We start from the raw sequence: 25,854 nt of genomic DNA, 5'->3' as shown, positions 1-25,854 counted from the left end.
ACCCGCCTTCGCCAGCGTCATCGTAATCGCCGCCGTCAACGTCGTCTTCCCATGGTCAACGTGACCAATCGTTCCAATGTTGCAGTGCGGCTTGTTGCGTTCGAACTTCTCTTTGGCCATTTCAAGCTCCAGCCCTGTCCGGGCTTGTCCTCTAAACTAGGGTTGGGGCCCGAACGATCTCCGAGGAGATCGTTCAAACTCTTGGTTGGCGTCTTTCGGACGAAAAACGCTAGGCGTACTTCTTGATCACTTCGTCGGCGACGACTTGCGGCACCGGGTCGTAGTGATCGTATTGCATGGTGAACTGCGCGCGTCCCTGGGAGAACGACCGCAGGGTGTTGATGTAGCCGAACATGTTGGCCAGCGGCACGAAGGCCGTGACCACCTGGGCGTTGCCGCGGGTCTCGGTGCCCTGGATCTGGCCGCGCCGCGAGTTCAGGTCGCCGATGACGTCGCCCATGTACTCGTCGGGGGTCAGGACCTCGACCTTCATGATCGGCTCGAGCAGCTTCGGAGCGCCCTTTTCGCGCAGCTCCTTGAAAGCCGCGCGGCTGGCGATTTCGAAGGCCAGGACCGAGGAGTCGACGTCGTGGTAGCCGCCGTCATACAGCGTGGCCTTGAAGTCGATCAGCGGGAAGCCGGCCAGCAGGCCGTTGTCCTTGGCTGACTCGATGCCCTTCTGGACGCCGGGGACGTATTCCTTCGGCACCGAGCCGCCGACCACCGAGCTTTCGAACACGAAGCCCGAACCCGGCTCACCCGGCTCGAACTTGATCTTCACGCGGGCGAACTGGCCCGTGCCGCCGGTCTGCTTCTTGTGCGTGTAGTCGATGTCCGCGACCTTGCCGAGGCTCTCGCGGTAGGCCACCTGCGGCGCACCGATATTGGCCTCGACCTTGTAGGTCCGCTTCAGGATGTCGACCTTGATGTCGAGGTGAAGCTCGCCCATGCCCTTCATGATCGTCTGGCCCGACTCCTGGTCGGTGTGGACGGTGAAGGACGGGTCCTCGGCGACCATCTTGGCCAGGGCGACGCCCAGCTTTTCCTGGTCGGCCTTCGACTTCGGCTCGATGGCGATCTCGATCACCGGCTCGGGGAAGTTCATCTTCTCCAGGATGACCGGCGACTTGTTCGGATCGCACAGGGTGTCCCCGGTGCGGGTGTCCTTGAGGCCGGCCAGCGCGATGATGTCGCCGGCGAAGGCTTCCTTGACGTCCTCACGGTTGTTGGAGTGCATCAGCAGCATCCGGCCGACCCGCTCGCGCTTGTCGCGCGTCGAGTTCAGCAGGCCCATGCCGGTTTCCAGCTTGCCCGAATAGACACGGCAGAAGGTGAGCGAGCCGACGAAGGGGTCGTCCATGATTTTGAACGCCAGGACCGACAGCGGCTCGTCGTCCGAAGCCTTACGGACCACCGGCTCTTCGGTCTTGTAGTCCAGGCCCGGCGTCGGCGGGATGTCCACCGGCGACGGCAGGTAGTCGACGACGGCGTCCAGCAGCGGTTGCACGCCCTTGTTCTTGAACGCCGAGCCCGCGAGGATCGGGTAGAAGGCGCCGGTCAGAACCGCCTTGCGCAGGCACTTCTTGATGACCTCGATCGAGGGCTCCTCGCCGCTCAGATAGGCTTCCATCGCCTCGTCATCGAGCTCGACGGCGTTCTCGATCATGTAGTGGCGCGCTTCTTCGCACGCCGTCTTCATGTCGGCCGGGATCTCTTCGTCGTGGTAGTTGGCGCCCAGGCCTTCGGAGTCCCAGACCACCGCCTTCATGCGCACCAGGTCGACGATCCCCTTCAGGCTCGTCTCGGCGCCGATCGGCAGCTGGATCGGAACAGCCTTCACGCCCAGCCGCTCGCGGATGGTGCGCAGGCACATTTGGAAGTCGGCGCCGATCTTGTCCATCTTGTTGACGAACACGATGCGCGGAACGTTGTAGCGGTCGGCCTGGCGCCAGACGGTTTCGGTCTGCGGCTCGACGCCCTGGTTGCCGTCCAGCACGGCGACGGCGCCGTCCAGCACGCGCAGCGAACGTTCCACCTCAATGGTGAAGTCCACGTGCCCGGGAGTGTCGATGATGTTGAGGCGCTTGCCTTCCCAGAAGGCGGTCGTCGCGGCCGACGTGATCGTGATGCCGCGTTCCTGCTCCTGCTCCATCCAGTCCATCGTGGCCGCGCCATCGTGGACTTCACCGATCTTATGGCTCTTGCCGGTGTAGTAGAGGATCCGCTCCGTCGTCGTCGTCTTGCCGGCGTCGATGTGCGCCATGATTCCGAAGTTGCGGTAGTCTTCGATCTTATGGATGCGGGGCATTGCGGATGCTCTGAAAAACGTCTGTTCGGGAGGGTGAACGAACGGCGCGGGCGGTTTATCTCAAACCGCCCGCGCCGGAAAGCTCACTTAGAAAGTCGGGCTTACCAGCGGTAGTGCGAGAATGCCCGGTTGGCCTCGGCCATCTTGTGCGTGTCTTCACGCTTCTTGACGGCGGCGCCGCGGTTCGAGGAGGCGTCCAGCAGCTCGCCGGCCAGCTTCTCGGTCATGGTGTTTTCGCCGCGGTTGCGCGCGGCGCTGATCAGCCAGCGGATGGCCAGGGCGCGGCGGCGCTCGGGGCGCACTTCCACGGGGACCTGATAGGTGGCGCCGCCGACCCGGCGGGAGCGCACCTCGATGGCGGGGGCCACGTTGTCCAGGGCGGTGTGGAAGGTTTCCAGCGGGCCCAGGTCCTTGCGGCGATTTTCCAGGATATCGAAGGCGCCATAGACGATCGTCTCGGCGACGGCCTTCTTACCTTCGTACATCACGTAGTTCATGAACTTGGTGACGACGAGATCTCCGAACTTCGGATCCGGGAGAACTTCACGTTTGTCTGCGCGACGGCGACGGGACATCTCTTATTTCCTTACTTCGGCCGCTTGGCGCCGTAGAGCGAACGGCGCTGGCGACGATCCTTCACGCCTTGCGTGTCGAGCACGCCGCGCAGGATGTGGTAGCGGACGCCGGGCAAGTCCTTCACGCGGCCGCCACGGATCAGGACCACCGAGTGTTCCTGCAGGTTGTGGCCTTCGCCGGGGATGTAGCACACAGCTTCGATGCCGGTGGTCAGACGGACCTTGGCGACCTTACGAAGCGCCGAGTTCGGCTTCTTCGGGGTCGTGGTGTAGACCCGGGTGCAGACGCCGCGGCGCTGCGGGCAACCCTTGAGGGCCGGGACCTTGTTCCGCGACGGCTTGTCCTGACGCGGCTTACGGATGAGCTGGTTGACTGTCGGCATCTAGTCTCGCTTCGTGGAGGCGTGTGCCGTTTGGCCGTGGCGCCTCAGTTGGGATCATTTTTCGGTCGTTTCCGCGGCCACTCGATGAAACGCAAAAACTCGCCGGGACACCTTGGCGGCGTACCGGCGGGAGCGGCTCATCGGAGCTGGGAAGAATCCCCGGCCTCGAAAGAGCGCGCTACATAGTCGGGAAGGGCCGTCCCGTCAATCTGCGTGGCGCTCGTGCGGGCAGACGGCGGGGCGGCCATGAATTCGCCTCGCAAACGCCCCTTCCCTAAGGCCCAGCTTTGCGAGGAACAGGAGTATCGATGCCGGCGGCGCGGTGGAGCCGACAGTACGGGATCGTGGCGGCCTCCGTAGCCGGCCACGCCGTCCTCGCGACCCTGCTGGTGCTCAACGCTCCGCGCCTGCGCGCGCCCGAGATGCAGTCCGGCCCGCCCGAGGCGATCATTCCGATCTTGATCATGCCGCGCACTCCGCCCCCGGCCGCCCAGCCGGGCGCCCAGCCGACGCCGATCCGCCTGCACCGGCGCGTGACCCGGTTCTCGGACGAGGCGCCGCCCGTCGCGCCGCTGGTGGCGCCGGCGGACGCGAAGCCGGCCGAGCGCGCGCCCTCGCCCCCCGGCCCCCGCGTCCTGGCCCTGCCGACCCCGGAGGACGCCTTGGCCGCCAACGCCCGCAACGCGCTGCGCAGCAAGCTGGGCTGCGACAGTTCCACGCTGTCGCGGGCGGAGCGGGAGGCGTGCATCGACCGCTTCGCCGACGGTTCGCGCGACGCCCCGTTCGTGGGCCTGGGCATCGACCGGGACAAGGCGGCCGGGCTGGACGCCGCGGCCGCCCGCAGGGAGCGGGACTACAAGTACCAGCGCGGCATCAAGGGGTCGGCCCCGGCCAGCGGGGGGCTGCCGTGGGACACGACCCGCGGCCCGCCCGCGCCGTCCGAGGCCCTGGGCAAGATGGTGGGCAGCGACAACGTGGCGAAGAAGGTCCCCTTCTGAGGCGGGACCGCGTCAGGCGGCGACGCGGGCCTTCGTCTCCAGCGGGGCTTCCAACACGGCCCAGTCGATAGACCCGTCGTGCTGGAGGTTCTCGAACTCCAGCACGCCCAGCTCCTCGAACCTGGGCCGGATGGCGTCGGTGAGCAGCCCCACGCGCTTCAGATTCGGGATCATCCGCTCGAACAGGAACTTGCGGAACGCCTGGCCGCCCTGGCTCTTGGCGTTGATCTCGATCGCCTCCTCCGCGGTGAAGCCAAACTCCTCGGCCACGGTGGTCGAGATCAGGCGGTTCTTCATCACGACGCAGGCCTCATAGGCGAACTGCGCCCGCTCCTCGATCTGCTCCTGCGGCAATCCCCGGATCCAGTCCTCCAGGTAGTTGACGCCGAACGCCACATGCCGCCCCTCGTCGCGCATCACCAGTCCCACGACCTGTTTCAGCAGGGGGTCAGGCGTCGTCTCGTGGATGGTCTGGAAGGCCGCCAGCGCCAGGCCCTCGATGAGGATCTGCATGCCGATGAACTTCAGGTCCCAGCGTTCGTCGGTCAGAACCTTGTCGAGCAGGAACTTCAGGTTCGGGTTGATCGGGTAGATCATGTGGCACCGCTCCATCAGGTAGCGGTGAAACACCTCGACATGCCGCGCCTCGTCGAAGGTCTGGGATGCGGCATAGAGCTTGGCGTCGTGGGTGGGTGCGCAGCTCACGAGCTGGGAGGCCACCATCAGGGCGCCCTGCTCGCCATGCAGGAACTGCGACAGCGTCTGCGCCGAGGTGCGGCGCATGAAGTCCGCCTTCTGTTGCGGCGTCAGGACCTTCCACTTCGGATGGTCCTTGAACCCCTCGGGCCCATCGTCCTCGCCCAGCGTCCGCGTGGGCGGCGCCAGGTCCCAGTCCACGTCCAGTTCGGAATTCCAGTTGAACCGCTTGCCGAGTTCGTAGAGCCGCCGGATCCGGCTGTTGGCCGCTTCGTAGTCCCAATTGTACGAGCCGGTCAGCGGCGTCCGGAAAATCTCCCGGATCACTTCGACGTCGTGATCGGACAGGCGATGAGCAAGCTCCTCGTCATCGAAATACTGAACTTCGGTCGGCGGACCCTTGACCTCTTGAACCTGCAGCATGGCGATCTCCCTGACGCCCGGCCGTTCCCAGGCTCCCGGAGACCATAAAGATGACGGGGGCGTCATCTTTGATCTGCATCAAGAATGAGCCATCCGCCATCTCCGGTCGGCTTCAGCCTCAGTCGAAGATGTCGAAGATGTCGAAGCCCTTCTTTTTCTTCCTGTAGTGGTAGTCGTCGTCGTAGCGGTGGCCGCCGTGCTTGCTGTCGTACGGATGCTTGCGCTTCCAGTCCTCGGGATCGCGGTGGAAGTCCGACACCTCCCGCTCGAAGCGCTGCCGGTCCTGCTGCTGGCCGCTGCGTTCGTCGCGCTGGCCCTCCAGCAGCTTCTCCAGCTCGCCGCGATCCAGCCAGACGCCCCGGCAGCTCGGGCACATGTCGATCTCCACGCCGGAGCGGGCGACGTTCTGCATCGACGTATTGCAGTTGGGGCAGAGCAGCAGCGGCAAGGGCGATCCTCCTGGTGAGGACCTGATCTAGGAATTTATACGCGTATGCCAAGGGGCGGTCAGTTCACGGGCAGGTTTTTCGCCAGGAACCGCTCGAGGGCTTCCAGGGTCTGGGTCCGCGTCGCACTGCGGGTCAGGTAGTGGTTCTCGTTCTGGAGGACGATGAACTCATGCGGGATGTTGAGGTCCTTGAGCTTCGCCGCCATCAGTTCGGATTGCTCAATCGGCACAACCGTGTCCTGGTCCCCGTGGATCAGCAGGATCGGCGTTCGCACCGCGGCGGCGGCGTGCCTGAGCGGTGACGAGGCGTCCAGCTTGGCGGTCGAGGCCGCGCCGACCTCTTCGCGCAGCTCGTCCATCAGGCCCGCATCGCGCCCGTACCGGCGGGCCTCCTCGACCAGCAGCAGCCCAAGGTCCGACATCCCCGCGATCGAGGCCGCGCACCTGTAGGCGCGATCCTGCAGGGTGGCGCCGGCCAGGGCGGAATAGCCGCCGAAGCTGGCCCCCACTATGCAGACGCGGCTGGAGTCGATCTCGCCACTCTTCGCCAGCGCCGCAATGCCGTCCAGCAGGTCGGTCTGCATCTTGCCGCCCCACTCGCCGGTCCCGGCAGCCTCGAAGGCCGCCCCGAAACCCCAGGAACCGCGGAACTGCGGCTGCAGGACCGCATAACCCCGCGTCGCCAGGAACTGGGCGATAAAGTCGAAATCGAAGGTGTCGCGAGCGCGCGGTCCGCCGTGCGGATAGACGATCAACGGCAACTTCGCGCCGGCCTGCGCGCCCGGCGGGAGCGTGAGGTAGGCCGGAATCTCCAGGCCGTCGCGGGCCTTGTAGGTGATCCAGCGGGTCGTCCCCAGGGTCGCGCCCTTCAGCTCCGGGTACTCCTCCCCGATGGGCGAGATCTCCTTGCGCGCCTTGTCGTACAGATACCAGGCGCCGGGCGAGGACGGCGCCGCGGCGCGGGCGATGAAGCGGGTCCGGTCCCGGGACCAACCCCACAAGACCACGTCCCTGCCCTTCAGCGCACGCGTCAGCAGGCCGTGCGCCGCGCCGATTTCGGGGTCCAGCCATTCGGTGCTGGCCCGCTCGGCTCCGGTGGAAAGGCCCACCAATGCATCGGTATGCTGGTCCCAGGAAAGCTGGAGCGAGCCGTGGCCGGCGGTCTGGCCGACCGGGGTCTCGACGCCATCAGCCAACCGGCGGGCCACCAGCCCCTCCCCCTTCCACAGGTAGATGGAATCGTTGGCCTGCGAGTAGCCGTAGTAGTCCCGGCGGCTCTTGAAGCTGTCGCCCTTCCAGACCTCCTGCCACTGCCCCTTGCCACCCGGCCGGCCGAAGATGGAAAAGTCGTGGTTGAGCTGATCGATCTCCAGTCGGACCCGCGGCTGTCCGGTCGAGTCCACGGACCAGGACACCGTGTCGGGACCGCCCCGATCGACGATGACGCCCTTGCCGGTCTCCGGATCGGCCATCCACAGCGCGGCGACAATGCCGAAGTCCTTGCGCTTGATGCGCGTGTCCCATGAGTTACTCATGGCGCCCCGCTCGATCAGGCCCATCACCATGACCTGCGGCTTGGCCCCATCGGTGATACCGAACACCGGCTGGCCGACCAGAGCCCGGGATAGCGTGTCATTCTCGAGCAGCCGCGTGACCGGCTTGGCCTCGGGCGTCACCACTACATTGCGCTCGAAGCGATAGGATATCTTCGGCCCTTCGCGCTCCCAGAAGGCGATGCGGGCCAGGACGTGGTCGTCGCCTGCCCAGCGCAGATCGACACCCTCCACCGCGCCCAGCTGCAGCACCGGCAGGCCGGGCTGGTCGATCGTGGCGATGGAGATCACCCGCTGCTCGGACGTGCCGCCCAGGATCGCGATCCGCTGGCCGTTCGGAGAGATCTCGGCGTCCACGACGGCCGGAACGCGCCCGAACGCCGAGGCCGGCGGCGGCGCCGCCTGCGCTCCGGCCGCCACACCGCATAGGACGGCCGCAGCCGCCCAGAACACACCACGCACCGACGCCACCCCGAATTGTTCCCCTGCGAGGTGCAGCCTAGCCGGGAGACGCCACCGGCGCCTAGGCTGAAACAAGCTGAGGCGTGCGGTGCGGCATTCGTCTGCTGCAGGCCCTGACAGCGAAACGGCCCGGGATTGCTCCCGGGCCGCTCGTTACGCGTGACAGGTACTGGAGAGTTTAGGAATCGACCGCCTCGGCGACCGCCGCATCGGCGATCTCGACCGGCAGCGGCTCCATCGCTTCCTCGCGGCTGGCCGTCAGGGCTTCGTCGCGCTTGGCGGCGATGCGCTGCAGGTTGCGGAGGTACGAGCCCGTGCCCGCCGGGATGAGGCGGCCCACGATCACGTTCTCCTTCAGCCCTTCCAGGGTGTCGCTCTTGCCCTGGACCGCGGCCTCGGTCAGCACCCGCGTCGTCTCCTGGAAGGAGGCGGCGGAGATGAAGCTGCGGGTCTGCAGCGAGGCCTTGGTGATGCCGAGCAGGACCGGCTGGGTGAGCGCCGGACGACCGCCGCGGGCTTCCGCCTTGGCGCTTTCGTCTTCCACTTCCTGCTTGTCCAGGTGGTCGCCCTTGAGCAGGCCGGTGTCGCCCGGCTCGAGGATCTCCACCTTCTGCAGCATCTGACGGACGATCGTCTCGATGTGCTTGTCGTTGATCGGCACGCCCTGCAGTCGGTAGACCTCCTGGATCTCGTTCACCAGGAACTCGGCCAGGGCTTCGATGCCCAGGATCCGCAGGATGTCGTGCGGGTCCGGGTTGCCGTCGATGATGTACTCGCCCTTGCGGATCACGTCGCCGTCGTGGACCGCGATGTGCTTGCCCTTCGGGATCAGGAACTCGACCGGATCGCCACCATCTTCCGGGGTGATCTTGATGCGGCGCTTGTTCTTGTAGTCGCGGCCGAATTCGACGCGACCGTCCATCTCGGCGATGACCGCGCAATCCTTCGGGCGACGGGCTTCGAACAGCTCGGCCACCCGCGGCAGACCGCCGGTGATGTCCCGGGTCTTGGCGCTTTCCGTGGGGATCCGCGCCATGATCTCGCCGGGCTTCACCTCGTCACCATCGCTGATGGAGAGAATGGCGCCCACCGGGAGCAGGTAACGGGCCTCGCCGCCGTTCGACAGGCGCTTGTAGGCGCCGGTTTCGTCGAGCACGCCCATGGCCGGACGCAGGTCCGAGCCCTTGGACGAAGCGCGCCAGTCGATGACCACGCGGTTCGAAATGCCGGTGGCTTCGTCGGCTTCCTCGCGGAACGAGAAGTTCTCCACCAGGTCCTCGAACCGCACCTTGCCTCCCACTTCCGTGATGATCGGCGTGGTGTAGGGGTCCCAGGACGCGAGGCGTTGGCCGCGCTTGACCTTGTCGCCGTCCTTGGCCTGCAGGCGGGCGCCGTAAGGCACCTTGTAGGACTCGCGGTCCTTGCCATCGACCTGGACGGTGAGGTTCAGGTTGCGGCTCATCGAGATCAGGCCGCCGTCAGCCGCGATCACGGTGTTGCCGCCGGAGATGCGGGCGATGCCGTCGTTGGCGCTTTCGAAGAACGACTGCTCGGCCACCTGGGCGGTGCCGCCGATGTGGAAGGTCCGCATCGTCAGCTGGGTGCCGGGCTCGCCGATGGATTGGGCGGCGATGACGCCGACCGCTTCACCGATGTTCACCGGGGTCCCGCGGGCCAGGTCGCGGCCGTAGCACGCGCCGCAGACGCCGACCTTGGTGTCGCAGGTCAGCACCGAGCGGATCTTCACCGACTGCACGCCGGCGTTCTCCACCAGGTCGCACATGTTCTCGTCGAGGTACGTGTCGGCCGGAACCAGCACGTCGTTCGAGTCGGGGTGCTTGATGTCCTCGGCCGCGAAGCGACCCAGGATCCGCAGGCCCAACGAGACCAGCACATCGCCGCCTTCGACAACCGCGCGGAGCGTAATGCCCCGGGTGGTGCCGCAGTCTTCCTCGGTGATGATGCAGTCCTGCGCGACGTCGACCAGGCGGCGGGTCAGGTAGCCCGAGTTCGCCGTCTTCAGGGCGGTGTCGGCCAGGCCCTTACGGGCGCCGTGGGTGGAGTTGAAGTACTCCTGGACGGTCAGGCCTTCCTTGAAGTTCGAGATGATCGGCGTCTCGATGATCTCGCCGGACGGCTTGGCCATCAGGCCGCGCATCCCGCCGAGCTGCTTCATCTGGGCCTGCGAACCGCGGGCGCCCGAGTTGCTCATCATGAAGATCGAGTTGATCTCCTGCTGGCGGCCATCGACCACCGGCGCGGAGCTGACCTCGGCCATCATCTCATCGGCGACCCGGTCCGTGGCCTTGGCCCAGGCGTCGACCACCTTGTTGTACTTCTCGCCCTTGGTGATCAGGCCGTCGGCGTACTGCTGCTCGTACTCTTCCACGAGCTTGCGGGTCTCTTCGACGATCGGGGCCTTGCGGGCCGGGATGACGATGTCGTCCTTGCCGAAGGAGATCCCCGCCTTGGCCGCCTCGCGGAAGCCCAGGCCCATGATCTGGTCGGCGAAGATGACCGTCGCCTTCTGACCGCAGTGCCGATAGACGGTGTCGATCAGATTGCCGATTTCCTTCTTGGTGAGGTTCCTCTCCAGAAGGCGGTGGCCCACCGCGGGGTGGTGCGGGAACAGGGCGGCGATCTTCATCCGGCCCGGCGACGTATCGATCACCTTGCGGACGAGGTTGCCGTCGGCGTCCATCTCGCTGTGGCGCGCCTTGATCTTCGAGTGCAGCGTGACCACGCCGGCGTCCAGCGCCTGCTCGATCTCGTTCAGGTCGCCGAAGACCTTGCCTTGCCCCGGCTCGCCGTCCTTGACCAGCGACAGGTAGTAGAGGCCCAGCACGATATCCTGCGACGGCACGATGATCGGGCGACCGTTCGCGGGCGACAGGATGTTGTTCGTGCTCATCATCAGCACGCGCGCTTCCAGCTGGGCTTCCAGCGAGAGCGGCACGTGGACGGCCATCTGGTCGCCGTCGAAGTCGGCGTTGAAGGCGGCGCAGACCAGCGGGTGAAGCTGGATGGCCTTGCCCTCGATCAGCTTGGGCTCGAACGCCTGGATGCCCAGGCGGTGAAGCGTGGGCGCGCGGTTCAGCAGGACCGGGTGCTCGCGGATCACCTCGTCGAGGATGTCCCAGACCGCCGGCTGTTCACGCTCCACCATCCGCTTGGACTGCTTCACGGTGCCGGAAAGGCCCTTGGCGTCCAGGCGGGCGTAGATGAACGGCTTGAACAGTTCGAGCGCCATCTTCTTGGGCAGGCCGCACTCGTGCAGCTTCAGCTCGGGACCCACCACGATGACCGAACGGCCCGAGTAGTCCACGCGCTTGCCGAGCAGGTTCTGGCGGAACCGGCCCTGCTTGCCCTTCAGCATGTCGGCGAGCGACTTGAGGGGCCGCTTGTTGGCGCCCGTGATCACCCGGCCGCGGCGGCCGTTGTCGAACAGGGCGTCGACGGCTTCCTGCAGCATCCGCTTTTCGTTGCGGATGATGATGTCCGGCGCGCGCAGTTCGATGAGGCGCTTCAGGCGGTTGTTGCGGTTGATGACCCGGCGATACAGGTCGTTCAGGTCCGAGGTCGCGAAGCGGCCGCCGTCCAGCGGCACCAGCGGGCGCAGTTCCGGCGGGATCACCGGGATAACCGTCAGCACCATCCATTCGGGCTTGTTGCCGCTCTCGGTGAAGCTCTCGATGAGCTTCAGGCGCTTGGACGCCTTCTTGAGCTTCATTTCCGAGGTGGTCGTCTGCAGCTCCTCGCGGAGCCTCTCGGCCTCCTTCTCGAGGTCGATGCCGCGCAGCAGGCCCTGAACCGCCTCGGCGCCGATCTCGGCGGTGAAGCTGTCGTCGCCGAACTCTTCCTGGAAGCGCAGGTAGTCGTCCTCGCTCAGCAGCTGGTGCTGCTTCAGCGGGGTCAGGCCCGGCTCGGTGACGATGTAGTTCTCGAAGTACAGGACGCGCTCGATGTCCTTCAGCGCCATGTCCAGCATCAGCGCGATGCGGCTCGGCAGCGACTTCAGGAACCAGATGTGGGCGACCGGCGAGGCCAGCTCGATGTGGCCCATCCGCTCGCGGCGGACGCGCGCCAGGGTCACTTCGACCCCGCACTTCTCGCAGATGATGCCCTTGTACTTCATGCGCTTGTACTTACCGCACAGGCACTCGTAGTCCTTGGTCGGACCGAAGATGCGGGCGCAGAACAGGCCGTCACGCTCGGGCTTGAACGTCCGGTAGTTGATGGTCTCGGGCTTCTTGATCTCGCCGAACGACCACGAACGGATCTTCTCCGGCGAGGCCAGGGCGATACGAATACGGTCGAAGGTCGGAGCGGCCTGGACCGGATTGAAGATGTTCAGGACTTCCTGGTTCATCTTGGTTCCTTCTGCGGGACGGTTCCCGCGAAAATTTCAGAGCTGGGCGGAGGGACCGCCCTCCCCCTTTCGAGGGAGGGCCGAAATCCGTCAGCTGTTCTCCAGCTCCACGTTCAGGCCCAGGGAGCGCATCTCCTTGACCAGCACGTTGAAGCTTTCCGGAATGCCGGCCTCGAAGGTGTCGTCGCCGCGGACGATGCTCTCGTAGACCTTGGTCCGGCCGGCCACGTCGTCCGACTTCACCGTCAGCATTTCCTGCAGGGTGTAGGCGGCGCCGTAGGCTTCGAGGGCCCACACTTCCATTTCCCCGAACCGCTGACCGCCGAACTGGGCCTTACCGCCCAGCGGCTGCTGGGTGACGAGGCTGTACGGGCCGATCGAACGGGCGTGGATCTTGTCGTCGACCAGGTGGTGCAGCTTCAGCATGTAGATGTAGCCGACCGTGACCGGACGCTTGAACCGTTCCCCCGTCTGGCCATCGTACAGGTACGATTGGCCCGACCGGTCGAGGCCCGCCTTCTCCAGCAGGTTTTCGATGTCGTCGATGTGGGCGCCGTCGAACACCGGGGTGGCGAAGGGGATGCCCTTCGACAGGTTCTTCGCCAGCTCGATCAGTTCCTCGTCGCTCTCCGGCAGGTCCTCGTCAGGCCCGTAGGTGCCGGCGAGATAGTCGATCAGCGCCTGGCGCTGGCCGCCGTTCTGCCAGGCTTCCAGCAGGTCGGCGACCTGCTTGCCCAGGCCGGCCGAAGCCCATCCGAGGTGGGTCTCGAAGATCTGGCCGACGTTCATGCGCGAGGGCACGCCCAGCGGGTTCAGCACGATGTCGACGTGCTGGCCGTTCTCCAGGTACGGCATGTCCTCGATCGGCAGGATCTTGGAGATGACGCCCTTGTTGCCGTGACGGCCGGCCATCTTGTCGCCCGGCTGCAGCTTGCGCTTCACCGCCACGAACACCTTGACCATCTTCATCACGCCAGGCGGCAGTTCGTCACCGCGCTGCAGCTTGTCGACCTTGTCCTCGAAGCGGCGGTCGAGGCGCTTGCGCCCCTCGTCGAACTGGCGGCGCATGGCCTCCAGCTCGCCCATCGCCTTCTCGTCGTCGAGGGCGATCTGCCACCACAGGCCAGGCGAGATCTCTTCGAGCTTGTCGGCTTCGATTTTGCCGCGTCCCAGGCCCTTCGGACCCGAGATCGCGTTCTTGCCCACGAGCAGGTCGCGCAGGCGGCTGGTCATGTTGCGGTTCAGGATGCCGAACTCGTCGTCGCGGTCCTTGCCCAGACGGTCGATTTCCGCCCGTTCGATGGCCAGGGCGCGTTCGTCCTTATCGACGCCGTGACGGTTGAACACCCGGACTTCCACGATCGTCCCGGCGACGCCCGGGGGCAGGCGGAGCGAGGTGTCGCGAACGTCGGAAGCCTTCTCGCCGAAGATGGCGCGCAGCAGCTTCTCTTCCGGGGTCATCGGGCTCTCGCCCTTCGGCGTCACCTTACCGACCAGGATGTCGCCCGGCATCACTTCGGCGCCGATCGCCACGATGCCCGCTTCGTCGAGGTTGCGCAGGGCTTCCTCGCCGACGTTCGGGATGTCGCGGGTGATCTCTTCCGGGCCCAGCTTGGTGTCGCGGGCCATGACCTCGAATTCCTCGAGGTGGATCGAGGTGAAGATGTCGTCGCGCACGATGCGCTCGGAGATCAGGATCGAGTCTTCGAAGTTGTAGCCATTCCACGGCATGAACGCGACGAGCGTGTTCCGGCCGAGGGCGAGTTCGCCCAGCTCGGTCGACGGGCCGTCGGCGATGACGTCGCCGGCCACGATCCGGTCGCCCACCTGCACCAGCGGACGCTGGTTGATGCAGGTCGAAGTATTGGAGCGCTGGAACTTCTGCAGGCGGTAGATGTCGACGCCGGGCTTGGTCGGGTCGGTCTCTTCCGTCGCGCGGACCACGATCCGGGTGCCGTCGATCTGTTCGACCACGCCGGGACGGCGGGCGACGACCACGGCGCCGGAGTCCACGGCCACGATGCTCTCCATGCCGGTGCCGACCAGGGGCGCATCCGACTGGATGAGCGGCACGGCCTGCTTCTGCATGTTCGAGCCCATGAGGGCGCGATTGGCGTCGTCGTTCTCGAGGAACGGGATCAGCGAGGCGGCCACCGAGACGACCTGCTTCGGCGACACGTCCATCAGGTCGACCTGCTCGCGCGGCAGCAGCGAGGGTTCGCCGTTGACCCGGCCGGGGACCAGGTCGTCGACGATGTAGCCGTTGTCGAGCTTGATGTTGGCCTGGGCGATGACGTGCTTCGCCTCTTCCATGGCCGACATGTAGACGACCTCTTCGGTCGTATGGCCGTCCTTGATCCGCCGGTACGGGCTCTCGATGAAGCCGTACTTGTTCACCACCGCGTGGGTGGCGAGCGAGTTGATCAGGCCGATGTTCGGACCTTCAGGCGTCTCGATGGGGCAGATCCGGCCGTAGTGGGTCGGGTGAACGTCGCGGACTTCGAAGCCCGCGCGTTCCCGCGTCAGACCGCCCGGGCCAAGGGCCGACAGGCGGCGCTTGTGGGTGATCTCGGACAGCGGGTTGGTCTGGTCCATGAACTGCGAGAGCTGTGACGAGCCGAAGAACTCGCGCACGGCCGCGGCCGCCGGCTTCGCATTGATCAGGTCGTGCGGCATGACCGTGTCGATATCGACCGAGCTCATGCGCTCCTTGATCGCGCGTTCCATGCGGAGCAGGCCCACGCGGTATTGATTTTCAAGAAGCTCGCCCACCGAACGCACCCGGCGGTTGCCGAGGTTGTCGATGTCGTCGATCTCGCCCTTGCCGTCCCGCAGGCCGACCAGGGTGTTGAGCACCGCCAGCACGTCTTCCTTGCGCAGGATGCGCACGTCGTCGGGGCAGTCCAGCTCCAGGCGCATGTTCATCTTCACGCGGCCGACCGAGGACAGGTCGTAGCGCTCGCCGTCGAAGAACAGCGACTTGAACATGGCTTCCGCGGCTTCTACCGTCGGCGGCTCGCCCGGACGCATCACGCGGTAGATGTCGAACAGCGCGTCCTCGCGGACGGTGTTCTTGTCGACCCGCAGGGTGTTGCGGATGTAGGCGCCGATCGTGACGTGGTCGATGTCGAGGACTTCGAGCGTCGAGAAGCCCTGCTCTTCCAGGGCCGCGATGAGCGCCACGTCCAGCTCGTCGCCGGCCTCGGCATAGATCTCGCCGGTCTGGAAGTTGACCAGGTCGCGCGCCAGGTAGCGGCCGTTCAGGGCCTCCGGCGGCAGCAGCAGCGTCTTCAGGCCCGCGTCGGCGAACTTCTTGGCGTTGCGCGCCGAGATCTTGGTGCCGGTCGGGGCGATCTCTTCGCCGCTGTCGGCGTCGATCAGCGGGAACTCCGGCTTCACCCCACGCCAGCGTTCGGGAATGTAGGCGGTGGACCAGCCGGCCTTGGTCTTCTCGTAGGCCACGGTCTTGTAGAACGTCGAGAGGATCTCCTCGCCGTCCATGCCCAGGGCCATGAGGAAGGTGGTGGCCGGCAGCTTCCGGCGGCGGTCGATACGGACGTAGACGATGTCCTTGGCGTCGAACTCGAAATCGAGCCACGAGCCGCGGTACGGGATCACGCGCGCGGCGAACAGCAGCTTGCCCGACGCGTGGGTCTTGCCCTTGTCGTGGTCGAAGAAGACGCCCGGCGAGCGGTGCATCTGCGAGACGATGACGCGCTGGGTCCCGTTGACGATGAAGGTGCCCTTCTCCGTCATGAGCGGGATGTCGCCCATGTAGACGTCCTGCTCCTTGATATCCTTCACGGAGCGGGCGCCGGTCTCTTCGTCGGTTTCGAAGACGATGAGGCGTAGCTTCACCTTCAGCGGCGCGGCATAGGTCATGTCGCGCTGGACGCATTCCTCGACGTCGTACTTCGGCTCTTCGAACTCGTACGAGACGTATTCGAGCACGGCGCGCTCGTTGAAGTCCTTGATCGGGAAGACGGAGCGGAACACCGCCTCGACGCCTTCTTCCTTGCGGTCCGCCACGCGGGTCTCGCGCTGCAGGAACTGTTCGTAGGAGGAGCGCTGAACCTCAATGAGGTTCGGCATCTGCACGGCTTCGGGAATGCGGCCGAAAGACTTCCGGATCCGCTTCTTACCGGTGAAGGATTGCGCCATTTTGATCCCTTGAGGACACCAGGAGGGGACTCCGGGCGTCGAGTGTCTTCATCCTGCGTCCGCCCTGCGGACCCCCTTGCGGGGGCCGGACGCTGGAATGCTCCCGTATCGTCGGGAGCGCCCCTTCGCATGGTCGGAGGGCTAGGGACCATGCCTCGGGGCCTGCACGCGCGAAGGCCGCATCGAAAGATGTGAATCGGAGTCTGTTTCGCGAACCGGCGGAAATAGGCGCTTTCTGGCGGCTTGTGAAGCCCCCTGCCCCCTAAAAATGCGCATCGGACGCAAGAGGCGACGCGGAGCCGTGTCCTCCGCGCCGCCATTTGGGTGTCCCGGGCATATCCCGGGTGGTCATTCCGACTTTCGGTCTCGCACCCCATAAACCGGCAGGGGCGCCGCGAGGTTCCGTTCCGGCGACGCAGATTGTCCCCGGCGGCGAGGCGTCAGCGCCGTGGCAGCAGGCTCCCGAACGGGTTCGAGGCCGGCGGCGCGTATCCGGGCGGGACGTAGCCGCCCGCGGCCTGGAGCTGGGCGGGCGAGACCCCCGCATTCAACAGCCCGGCCTGGGTGTTGTTGTTCATGGTCTGCAGGCAGGCCTGCCAGTTCCCCGGGTTGGCAGCGACGCAGGCCTGATAGCTCTGGCCGGCGGCATGGGTGGCCATGGCTGAATCCTGCGCGCGTTGGGCGCTGGGCAGGATCTGTTGGCCAAGCGCATGCTGCGGCGGGGCGCCAGCGTTGGCGATCTGCAGGCAGGCCTGGATCGCCATGGCGTTCCCGGCCGCGTTCTGAACGCACATGCCGATGGCTTGCTGGATGGCGCCTGGGTTAGCTGCGGGCGCCGCGGCGGCGGCCTGCTGGCTGCGGGCGGCGCTTATCGCCGAGCCCAGCAGGCTGGCGATCCCGGCCGCCTTGCCCGATCCGCCCAGGCCGCCAAGACCACCGATGCCGGGGATCGCCGAATTGCCGGAACCACGAAGGCCGAGTTGCCCCATCGCCGAGGCGGCCTCCTGCGGCGAGACCACGGACATCCCCAGGCCGCCGCGGAGCTTGGCGCATTCGGGGACCATGGCGCCCATGCCGGAACTGCAGATCTGGATGGCCTGCGCCGCGCGGTTGTACTGCTCGGCCGACTGGGCCCGTGCAGGCGCGCTGGGCAAGGCCAGCACGAGCCCGGCCACGGCGAAAAGGGTCGTGTGCGTGATGATCCTGATCATGGCCGCCAGGGTGCGACGGACGGGCGACGGCGCCCTCCCCCGTTTGGGGGCATGGAAAAAGGGCCGGGATCGCTCCCGGCCCTTCGATAGTCTCAGAAGCGCTGAAACAGCGCCGCCACCTACTTGATGGTGACGGAGGCGCCGGCTTCTTCGAGCTTCTTCTTGATCTCTTCCGCTTCCTGCTTGGAGATGTTTTCCTTCACGTTCTGCGGAGCGCCTTCGACCAGGTCCTTGGCTTCCTTCAGGCCGAGGTCCGGACGGACGCCGCGGACTTCCTTGATCACGTTGATCTTCTTGTCGCCACCGCCGGTCAGGACAACGGTGAACTCGGTTTGCTCTTCTTCGGCGGCGGCGGCAGCGCCACCACCAGCGGCCGGGGCGGCGGCGACGGCCACCGGAGCGGCGGCGGAGACGCCCCACTTTTCTTCCAGCAGCTTGGAGAGCTCGGCGGCTTCCAGGACGGTCAGGGCGGACAGGTCGTCAACCAGCTTTTCGAGATTGGCCATATCTAAATCCTTGATCTTAAGAGAGGTTTTGTCGGGAAGTGACGATCAGGCGGCGTCTTTGGCGGCGTAGGCGCCGAGGACGCGAGCCAGCTGACCGGCGGGCGCCTGCAGGATCCCGGCGATCTTGGTCGCGGGGGCTTGCAGAAGGCCGACGATCTTGGCGCGGAGCTGATCCAGCGAAGGCAGGGTGGCCAGGGCGGTCACCGAGCTCTTGTCCAGCACCTGTTGACCCATGAAGCCGCCAATGACGGTGAACTTGTCATTGTCCTTGGCGTACTGGGTCGCGACCTTGGCGGCGGAGACAGGGTCCGGCGCGAAGGCGATGGCGACGGGACCCTTGAAGAGGGTGTCGCCCTCCGCACCGATCGAGCCGTCCAGGGCCTTAAGAGCCAGGGTGTTCTTCACCACCTGCAGCTGGGCGCCTTCTTGACGAAGGCGGCCCCGCAGATCGGTCATTTCCGCAACGGTCAGACCCATGTAATGGGTCACGACCACGGCGCCGGCGTCAGCGAAGACGCCCTTGAGCGTCTCGATGGCTTCCTGCTTTTGAGCGCGGTCCATTGCGGTCTCCATACTCAGGTTCGACGCGCGCGCGGATGCGCACGCCGCAAGCACCTGTCCTGTTCAGAGAAGCCGCAGCCCCGCGCCCGCCGCATTGCGGCTGGACCATTGGGACGTCATCTTCCCGTCTCCCTATGACCGAGGAAGGGCTCTTCCTCGCGTTACGACCGTCGGTGACCCCGGCGGCTTCACAGTTCTTGGACAGGATCGGTCGGTCCGAAGACCTTCCGTCCTCGCCACGCCCCTGACGGGGAGCGACGAAGCGGCGGCGTTTACACGAGAAGGTCCGCGGATTCAACCCGCCGCCAGCCAGGCCTCCAGCACGGCGGCCTTGGCCAGGTCCTTCGGCCGGCCGAACAGGCGCAGGATACGGAGCTGCTCCGCGGCCGCAGGGATGGGACCGGCCACGTCCAGCCGACGGCCCCGCACCTGGAGCCCGCCCATGACCTCGACCGGCCCCCAGGGCGTGACGTAGCGGGCGAAATCCTCGGACCGGAACGGCCCGTCGGGCGGCTTGGGCTCGCCAGCCTCCAGCCATTCGGCCCACGCGCCGCGCAGCCGTCTCGCGCCATCGACGCCCGTCACCACATCCAGGTCGCCCGCCGCCTCGAGCGGTGCGCCCAGGAGGATGAGCGCGCCGCTCCCGATCAGGCTCCAGGGCGCGGCCAAGGCGTCCAGATCCGGCGCCAGCCGATCCAGCAGCGCCGTGACCTGCGAGGGGGTCACCTCACGCCCGCTCGAAGATCGCCGCGATGCCCTGACCGCCGCCGATGCACATCGTCTCCAGGCCGTACTTGCCGTCGCGACGCTTCAGCTCCCGCAGTAGGTTGGCCAGGATCCGCCCGCCCGTGGCGCCGATCGGGTGGCCCAGCGAGATGCCCGAGCCGTTGACGTTCAGCCGGTCGCGCTCGTCCCAGCCCCAGCCCTTCAGAACGGCCAGCACCTGCGGCGCGAAGGCCTCATTCAGCTCGACCAGGTCGATGTCGTCCCAGCCCATGCCCGTGCGCTCGAACAGACGCTTCACCGCGGGGACGGGCCCGATACCCATGCGCGACGGGTCGCAGCCGGCCGCGGCCCAGCTCACGAACCAGCCCATGGGGTCGAGGTTGAGCTCGGCCAGCTTGTCCTCGGACACGACCAGGCAGGCGGCCGCCGCGTCGTTCTGCTGGCTGGCGTTGCCGGCCGTCACCACCCCGCCCTTTTCGATCGCGCGCAGCTTGCCCAGGCTTTCGGCCGTGGCGTCGGCGCGAACGCCCTCGTCCTTGGCGAAGACGATCGGGTCGCCCTTCTTCTGCGGCACCGAGACCGGGACCAGCTCGTCGTCGAACTTGCCGGCGTCCCAGGCGGCGGCGGCGCGCTGGTGGCTCATGGCCGCGTATTCGTCGGACTCCTCGCGGCTGATCTGGTAGTCGCGGGCCAGGTTGTCGGCGGTCTCGATCATGCCGCTGATCACGCCGAAGCGGCTGATGGGCTGGCTCATCACCCGGCCGCGCTGGAGACGGTCGTGCAGGGTCACCGACCCCATCCGGGCGCCGTTGCGCATGTCGGTGGAATAGTACTCGACGTTGCTCATGCTCTCGACGCCGCCGGCGACGACCACGTCGGCCACGCCGGTCTGCACCATCATCGCCGCGTCGATCACCGCCTGCAGGCCCGAGCCGCAGCGGCGGTCCAGCTGGTAGCCGGGCACCTCGATGGGGAAGTCGGCCGCCAGGGCCGACCAGCGGGCGATGCAGGGCGCCTCGCCGTTGCCGTAGCCCTGAGCGAAGATCACATCGTCCACCTTGCCCGGGTCGATCCCGGTCCGCGCCACCAGCGCCTTCAGGATCACGGCGCCCAGGTCGCCCGCGGTCATGGAGGCCAGGCTCCCCTGGAACTTGCCCACGGCGGTGCGGATGGGGCTGACGATAGCGGCGCGTCTCACGTGGGCTTCCTCCGAAAGGTCGGTAGGTCCCTGGAGCCGTTACCCGGCGTGCGTCAAGGGGCTAGCCGCGCCAGGCCGGCGGGCGCTTCTCCATCCAGGCCTTCACACCCTCCCGGTAGTCGGGCGTCTTCGACATCTCGACCAGCAGCGCTTCGGCGGCCCTCACCGAACTCGCGGCGTCGCGGTGCAGGTCGCGGTAGATTTGGCGCTTGGTCTCCCGCGCCGATCCGGGCGCCACGCTGGTCGCCAACGTCCGGGCGTAGGCCAGCACCTCGTCCATCAGCCGTTCGGCCGGGACGATCCGGTTGAGGAAGCCCATCCGCTCCGCCTCCTCCGCTGTGAACACGCGGCTGGAGAGCAGGATGTCGTTCGCGTGGGTCAGGCCCACGATCCGCGGCAGCAGCCAGGAGAGCCCGTACTCGGCCGGGAAGTTGAACCGCCCGTGCGCCGCCGTGAACTTCGCGCCGGGCACGCAAAACCGCAGGTCCGCGAAGGCGGCCAGCACCAGGCCCACGCCGGCCGCCGGCCCATTGATCGCGGCGATGATCGGCTTGCCCACCCCGAAGTGGTAGGCGAAGGCCGCGTCGAACGCCGGATCGACGCCATAGCCCGGCTCCGCGATGTCGTCCGGCGTCCCGGCGTCATAGCCGCCCCGCTCGGAATGCCCTTCCAGGGCCTGGAGGTCGGCGCCGGCGCAGAACGCCTTGCCCTCCGCGTCGCCGGTGACCACGATCACCCGGACGGCCGGATCCCGGTCGGCCTCGCTCAGGATCCAGCGGTACTCGGTGTGCATCCGCCCGGTCCAGGCGTTGCGGCGCTTGGGGCGGGCGAGCGTCACGACGGCGATCCCGTCGGCGACCTCGTAGCGGGTGGTCTTCAGGTCCATGGCCGCGACTATGCCACGACGAAGCGCAGGATCAGCCCGTTCCAGACGGCGTCGTCGCGGTCGATCTCCTCGACCTCCGGCGCCACCGCCGCCGCGATCCGGCGCCAGAAGGCCTGGGCCCCGGTGTTGCGGCGGGCGACAGCCAGCTCCCACTGGCCCGGGCGCACCTGGATGGCCTCCAGGGCGGCGTCACGGCCCACGCCCTCGCGGCGATAGTGCCGGGCCACGAAGAACTCGCCCATGTTGAAGTCGGTCGGTAGGCCGGAGTGGCTGTGCCGGTCGATCAGCACGAAGCCGGCGACCTGGCCGTCCGCGCGGATCAGCATCGGTTCGGCGCCCGGTTCGGACCAATAGGCCGCCAGCGGCGGATACGGCGGGAACCGCCCGTCCTCCCCTAGCTCCACGCGGCGTTCGGTCCAGAAGTCCGTGAAGTCGTGGACGTAGAGCTGGAACAGGTTCTCGACCGTCGCACGCTTGTCGGCCCCCGCGGGCTCCAGCGTCACCTTCGGCATCGCGCATCCCCAAACGAAAAGGGAGCGGCATCGCTGCCGCTCCCCAATCTCTAGCACCGATCCTGCGCCTTAGGCGCCGATCGAGCCCTGGTCCACCTTAAAGCCCGGGCCCATCGTCGAGGAGAGGCTGATCTTCTTGATGTAGGTGCCCTTGGCGCCCGACGGCTTGGCCTTGTTCAGGGCGTCGATCATCGCCTTCACGTTGATCTGCAGGGCTTCCTCGGTGAAGGAGGCCTTGCCGATGCCGGCGTGGATGATGCCCGTCTTCTCGGTGCGGAACTCGATCGAGCCGCCCTTGGCGTCCTTCACCGCTTGCGCGACGTTGGGCGTCACGGTGCCGACGCGCGGGTTCGGCATCAGGCCGCGCGGGCCCAGCACCTTACCCAGACGGCCGACGAGGGCCATCATGTCCGGCGTGGCGATCACGCGGTCGAAGTCCATGAAGCCGCCCTGGATGCGTTCCACCAGGTCCTCGGCGCCGACGACGTCGGCCCCCGCGGCGGTGGCTTCAGCGGCCTTGGCGTCCTTGGCGATGACGGCGACGCGCACGTCGCGGCCGGTGCCGGACGGCAGGGCCACCACGCCGCGGACCTGCTGGTCGGCGTGACGCGGGTCGACGCCCAGGTTGACGGCGATCTCGATGCTTTCGTCGAACTTGGCGTTGGCGTTGGCCTTCACCAGCTTCACGGCGGCGTCCAGGGCGTGGGTGGCGGCGGTGTCGCCGGTCCAGGCCTTCATGCGCTTGGCTTGCTTTGCCATGGTCTTAGGCCTCCACGATCTGCAGGCCCATCGAGCGCGCGGAGCCCTCGATGATCTTGGCCGCCTGCTCGAGGTCGTTCGCGTTCAGGTCCTTCATCTTCTTCTCGGCGATCTCGCGCAGCTGGGCGCGGGTGATCTTGCCGGCGCTGTCGCGGCCGGGCAGCTTGGAGCCCGACTTCAGGCCGACCGCCTGCTTGATGAAGTAGGACGCCGGGGGCGTCTTGGTGACGAAGGTGAACGACTTGTCCTGATAGACCGTGATCACGGTCGGCAGGGGCGTGCCCTTCTGTTCCTTCTCGGTGCGGGCGTTGAACTCCTTGCAGAAGCCCATGATGTTGACGCCGCGCTGACCCAGCGCCGGCCCGATGGGCGGCGAAGGGGTCGCAGAGCCCGCGGGCACCTGCAGCTTGATATAGCCCAAGATCTTCTTGGCCATCTTTGCTCCTCATGGCTCATACGAGCCGGTTGAGCCGTGGTCCGGGGTCACGGTGGCCGCCCCCTCCCACGGATTTGAAATCGCCGACGGAAAAACAAAGAACGCGCCGGTCGACGAAGGGCGCGCTCCTATCAGGTATGGGTCGCGGCGACAACCGCGGCCAAATATCAGCTGGCCTTTTCGACCTGGGCGTATTCCAGCTCGACCGGCGTGGCGCGGCCGAAGATGGAGACGGTGACGCGCAGGCGCGCGCGTTCCTCGTCGACCTGTTCCACCGAGCCGTTGAAGCTGGCGAACGGGCCGTCGATGACCTTCACGGTCTCGCCGATCTCGAAGGAGATGGTCGGCTTCGGCCGCTCCACGCCCTCTTCGATGGCGCCGATGATCCGCGAGACTTCCTTGTCCGAAACCGGGATCGGCTTGGAGCCCGAGCCCAGGAAGCCCGTCACCTTCGGGGTGTTCTTGATCAGGTGGTAGGCCTCGTCCGACAGCTCCATCTTCACCAGGACGTAGCCCGGGAAGAACTTGCGCTCGGAGTTCACCTTCCGGCCGCGACGGATCTCCACCACGTCTTCGGTCGGCACCAGGATCTCGGAGAAGTTCTCCTCCAGGCCCTGGTTCTTGGCCTGTTCGCGGATGCTCTCGGCCACCTTCTTCTCGAAGTTCGAGTAGGCGTGGACGATGTACCACTTGTGGCGGGGGTTCCCCTTGGGGACGGAGGCGGCAGCTTCGGACATCTGTTTTTTCTTTACCCGCCGGTCGCGACTCGAAGGAGCCAGGTGATGGCGAAGTTGAGGACGGTGTTGACGAGCCAGAAGAACAGCGCGGCCAGGACCACCATGATCGCCACCATGACGGAGGTGATCCAGGTCTCCTTGCGGCTCGTCCAGGTGATCTTGCGCGCCTCGGCGCGAACTTCGCGGGCGAACTGCGCGATGCTGGTCTTCTTCTTGGGGGCAGCGGGGACCGCGCCAGGCGTGGCCATGACGGCGGCCGTCTTGGCGGCGCGCTCGCGGATCGCTTGCGGGCTCTGTCCCGGTTTCCTGGCCATGCGGCGCTTCAAACTCTCATCTGGAACGCGGGCCTTGGGGCCTGCGCTCCGGTTCAACCTTCGGAACTATATAGGTGGTGGCAGGAGTGGAGGGACTCGAACCCACGACTTTCGGTTTTGGAGACCGACGCTCTACCAGCTGAGCTACACTCCTTCAGCACCCCTACCCGTCCGATCGAGCCCGCTTTCCTGTCTCGGGCGAAGGCCCGTGAACCGCGCTCGGGCGGCTTAGAAAAGTAAGACTCCAACGATGTCGGGTAGGACGCAGGCGTATGACGCAAGCGCCCCGCGTTTTCAAGTCTCTTCGGCGGAGCGAACGGGGCCGTGAGCCGTTAGGCAGCCATGCCCCAGTCCCCAGACTCGTCCCACGACCAAGCCTACAACCGCGACCGGGACCAGAAGCCCGGCTCGCCCCAGCGCATGGCCCAGGAGCCCGAGGGCGCCGAGGGTTCGGCCCGCTCGTCCAAGACCGCCACCGATCCGGCCAGCGGCGAACACCGCGAGGGCGGTCCGGCGCCCAACCAGGCGAAGGCCGACCAGATAGACGGCGCGAAGTCCCGCTAGGCTCAGGACGGCCGGTTGCCGACCCGGATCCGGCCGCCGCCCGAGACCGACTTGCTCACCGAGCCGGTGACCTCCTTCACGCGGATGTTGCCCAGGCCGGAGATCGAAGCGTCCAGATCCTGGGCGGCGCCGCCGAAATCGACACCGCCTATCCCCGAGACCGAGGCCCGCACATGCGTCGCCCGACCATCGGCGATGCGGATCTGGCCCACGCCCGAGACGTCCGCCTCCATGGCGCCGCCAAAGGTGTCGATGGTGACGCCGCCGGCGCCCGAGAGCTGCGCGTCCATGCCGTCGCGCACCCCCACCGCGTGGATATTGGCCGCGCCCGAGAGATGTACGTCCAGGCGACCCGCCGTTCCCATCTTCACGTTGCCGGCCCCGGACTGGCGCAGCTCCGCCTCTCCGGCCACGTCGGCGATGGTCCAGTTGGCGCAGCCGGAATTGTGCAGCTCCAGACTGGCGGACCGTCCGACGGCGCCGACCAGCGCCCCGTTGGCCTCGAGGTTCACGTCGCGCGGCGTGTAGATCACCACCTGGGGCATCTCGTCGTAGGACACCTTGCCCACGCCACGCACGTTCACCCGCGCGCTCCCGCCCATGCCGTTGCAGTCGCGGATGCGCCGGCCCAGGTCACCGTCGACGAGGGTGCGGTCGCCCGAGACGCTCACCTTCAGCGGCAGTTCGGCGTTGGGCCGCACGATCTCGACCCTGACGTCCGAGCGGTCCTGCGGGACCACGGTCACCCGGGCCACCGCGTCGCGGATCTCGACCGAAGCCGCATTCGCGGCCGTCGCGGAAAACGCGGCCGCCGCCGCGAGGATTGCCGTCCAAAGGCGCATGTCCGAACTCCCCAGCTCGCGGAGAGGCTAGGCGCGGCCCGGGCGTGGAGCAGCTTAATTCGCGGTCATGACACGGATGTCATCCGGACAAGGAAAAGGCCGCCGAGGTTGCCCCCGGCGGCCTTCGTAATCTCCCAGGTAAGCGCGTGGCCTACTTGATGATCTTCGACACCACGCCCGAACCCACCGTGCGGCCGCCTTCGCGGATCGCGAAGCGCAGGCCCTG

At 66.8% G+C, this 25,854-nt stretch carries 24 protein-coding genes and 1 tRNA gene; 2 read left to right on the top strand and 23 right to left on the bottom strand.

All coding sequences use genetic code 11. The features are described 5' to 3' along the window. From EPO51_RS02805 to rpsL, 4 genes are all read right to left on the bottom strand, one after another. Positions 1-120: GTP-binding protein (locus tag EPO51_RS02805; protein WP_293345763.1), on the bottom strand; the 120-nt coding region annotated here is incomplete at its 3' end. A 109-nt stretch (positions 121-229) separates the two neighbouring features. Further along, complete coding sequence (gene fusA / locus EPO51_RS02800) at positions 230-2,308, bottom strand: elongation factor G (protein WP_293345757.1); 2,079 nt, start codon at positions 2,306-2,308, stop codon at positions 230-232. 101 nt (positions 2,309-2,409) lie between these two features. Next, positions 2,410-2,883, bottom strand: a complete 474-nt coding sequence (gene rpsG, locus EPO51_RS02795) for a 30S ribosomal protein S7 (RefSeq protein ID WP_293345755.1) — start codon at positions 2,881-2,883, stop codon at positions 2,410-2,412. Between the two features lie 11 nt (positions 2,884-2,894). Beyond that, positions 2,895-3,266 carry a 30S ribosomal protein S12 gene (rpsL, locus tag EPO51_RS02790; protein ID WP_293345753.1) on the bottom strand — a complete coding sequence of 124 codons (372 nt, stop codon included), beginning with the start codon at positions 3,264-3,266 and terminating at the stop codon, positions 2,895-2,897. A gap of 308 nt (positions 3,267-3,574) precedes the next feature. On the opposite strand from rpsL, the gene EPO51_RS02785 reads away from it, so the two are divergent. Beyond that, on the top strand, positions 3,575-4,264 hold the full coding sequence (locus EPO51_RS02785) for a hypothetical protein (protein ID WP_293345749.1): 690 nt from the start codon (positions 3,575-3,577) through the stop codon (positions 4,262-4,264). Positions 4,265-4,276: 12 nt separating this feature from the next. Here EPO51_RS02785 and EPO51_RS02780 read toward each other — a convergent pair whose 3' ends face one another. From EPO51_RS02780 to EPO51_RS02700, 17 genes are all read right to left on the bottom strand, one after another. Next, on the bottom strand, positions 4,277-5,383 hold the full coding sequence (locus tag EPO51_RS02780) for a ferritin-like domain-containing protein (protein WP_293345747.1): 1,107 nt from the start codon (positions 5,381-5,383) through the stop codon (positions 4,277-4,279). Positions 5,384-5,501: 118 nt separating this feature from the next. After that, the gene (locus EPO51_RS02775) at positions 5,502-5,831 is read right to left on the bottom strand and encodes a TFIIB-type zinc ribbon-containing protein (RefSeq protein ID WP_293345745.1); all 330 of its coding nucleotides are present in this window, start codon (positions 5,829-5,831) and stop codon (positions 5,502-5,504) included. 59 nt (positions 5,832-5,890) lie between these two features. After that, the gene (locus EPO51_RS02770; RefSeq protein ID WP_293345743.1) at positions 5,891-7,855 is read right to left on the bottom strand and encodes an alpha/beta hydrolase family protein; all 1,965 of its coding nucleotides are present in this window, start codon (positions 7,853-7,855) and stop codon (positions 5,891-5,893) included. Between the two features lie 169 nt (positions 7,856-8,024). Continuing rightward, positions 8,025-12,215, bottom strand: coding sequence for a DNA-directed RNA polymerase subunit beta' (gene rpoC / locus EPO51_RS02765; protein ID WP_293345741.1), 4,191 nt, complete (start codon positions 12,213-12,215; stop codon positions 8,025-8,027). A gap of 90 nt (positions 12,216-12,305) precedes the next feature. Further along, positions 12,306-16,376: a DNA-directed RNA polymerase subunit beta gene (gene rpoB / locus EPO51_RS02760; protein ID WP_293345739.1), complete on the bottom strand. Its 4,071-nt coding sequence runs from the start codon at positions 16,374-16,376 to the stop codon at positions 12,306-12,308. 440 nt (positions 16,377-16,816) lie between these two features. Continuing rightward, positions 16,817-17,587: a hypothetical protein gene (locus tag EPO51_RS02755; protein WP_293345737.1), complete on the bottom strand. Its 771-nt coding sequence runs from the start codon at positions 17,585-17,587 to the stop codon at positions 16,817-16,819. Positions 17,588-17,706: 119 nt separating this feature from the next. Then, positions 17,707-18,093 carry a 50S ribosomal protein L7/L12 gene (gene rplL, locus EPO51_RS02750; RefSeq protein WP_293345735.1) on the bottom strand — a complete coding sequence of 129 codons (387 nt, stop codon included), beginning with the start codon at positions 18,091-18,093 and terminating at the stop codon, positions 17,707-17,709. A gap of 45 nt (positions 18,094-18,138) precedes the next feature. Next, on the bottom strand, positions 18,139-18,654 hold the full coding sequence (gene rplJ / locus EPO51_RS02745) for a 50S ribosomal protein L10 (protein WP_293345733.1): 516 nt from the start codon (positions 18,652-18,654) through the stop codon (positions 18,139-18,141). Positions 18,655-18,948: 294 nt separating this feature from the next. Continuing rightward, the gene (locus EPO51_RS02740; protein WP_293345731.1) at positions 18,949-19,380 is read right to left on the bottom strand and encodes a hypothetical protein; all 432 of its coding nucleotides are present in this window, start codon (positions 19,378-19,380) and stop codon (positions 18,949-18,951) included. Between the two features lies 1 nt (position 19,381). Then, entirely contained in the window at positions 19,382-20,578 is a 1,197-nt protein-coding gene (locus EPO51_RS02735; RefSeq protein ID WP_293345729.1) for an acetyl-CoA C-acetyltransferase, read from the bottom strand. Between the two features lie 61 nt (positions 20,579-20,639). Next, positions 20,640-21,464 carry an enoyl-CoA hydratase-related protein gene (locus tag EPO51_RS02730; RefSeq protein WP_293345727.1) on the bottom strand — a complete coding sequence of 275 codons (825 nt, stop codon included), beginning with the start codon at positions 21,462-21,464 and terminating at the stop codon, positions 20,640-20,642. 8 nt (positions 21,465-21,472) lie between these two features. Beyond that, positions 21,473-21,976, bottom strand: coding sequence for a GNAT family N-acetyltransferase (locus EPO51_RS02725; RefSeq protein ID WP_293345725.1), 504 nt, complete (start codon positions 21,974-21,976; stop codon positions 21,473-21,475). Positions 21,977-22,045: 69 nt separating this feature from the next. After that, positions 22,046-22,735, bottom strand: coding sequence for a 50S ribosomal protein L1 (gene rplA, locus EPO51_RS02720; RefSeq protein ID WP_293345723.1), 690 nt, complete (start codon positions 22,733-22,735; stop codon positions 22,046-22,048). A 4-nt stretch (positions 22,736-22,739) separates the two neighbouring features. Then, on the bottom strand, positions 22,740-23,171 hold the full coding sequence (rplK, locus tag EPO51_RS02715) for a 50S ribosomal protein L11 (protein WP_293345721.1): 432 nt from the start codon (positions 23,169-23,171) through the stop codon (positions 22,740-22,742). Positions 23,172-23,338: 167 nt separating this feature from the next. Next, positions 23,339-23,908, bottom strand: a complete 570-nt coding sequence (nusG, locus tag EPO51_RS02710; protein WP_293345719.1) for a transcription termination/antitermination protein NusG — start codon at positions 23,906-23,908, stop codon at positions 23,339-23,341. 11 nt (positions 23,909-23,919) lie between these two features. After that, entirely contained in the window at positions 23,920-24,222 is a 303-nt protein-coding gene (secE, locus tag EPO51_RS02705) for a preprotein translocase subunit SecE (RefSeq protein WP_293345718.1), read from the bottom strand. 78 nt (positions 24,223-24,300) lie between these two features. Further along, positions 24,301-24,376: transfer RNA gene (locus tag EPO51_RS02700), tRNA-Trp, on the bottom strand. A gap of 188 nt (positions 24,377-24,564) precedes the next feature. On the opposite strand from EPO51_RS02700, the gene EPO51_RS02695 reads away from it, so the two are divergent. Then, the gene (locus tag EPO51_RS02695; RefSeq protein ID WP_293345716.1) at positions 24,565-24,786 is read left to right on the top strand and encodes a hypothetical protein; all 222 of its coding nucleotides are present in this window, start codon (positions 24,565-24,567) and stop codon (positions 24,784-24,786) included. Positions 24,787-24,788: 2 nt separating this feature from the next. On the opposite strand, the gene EPO51_RS02690 is transcribed toward EPO51_RS02695, so the two are convergent. Both EPO51_RS02690 and EPO51_RS02685 read right to left on the bottom strand, forming a co-directional pair. After that, positions 24,789-25,628 (bottom strand): GIN domain-containing protein, encoded by an 840-nt coding sequence (locus tag EPO51_RS02690; protein WP_293345714.1) that lies wholly within the window; start codon positions 25,626-25,628, stop codon positions 24,789-24,791. 151 nt (positions 25,629-25,779) lie between these two features. Beyond that, positions 25,780-25,854, bottom strand: a 75-nt coding sequence (locus tag EPO51_RS02685; RefSeq protein ID WP_293345760.1) for an EF-Tu C-terminal domain-related protein, incomplete at its 5' end; no start/stop codon positions are given.

Source organism: Phenylobacterium sp. (genome assembly GCF_004297125.1).
Lineage (GTDB): Bacteria > Pseudomonadota > Alphaproteobacteria > Caulobacterales > Caulobacteraceae > Phenylobacterium.
Note: the sequence above shows the minus strand (reverse complement) of the source record. Positions and strands in the feature narration are given on the sequence as shown.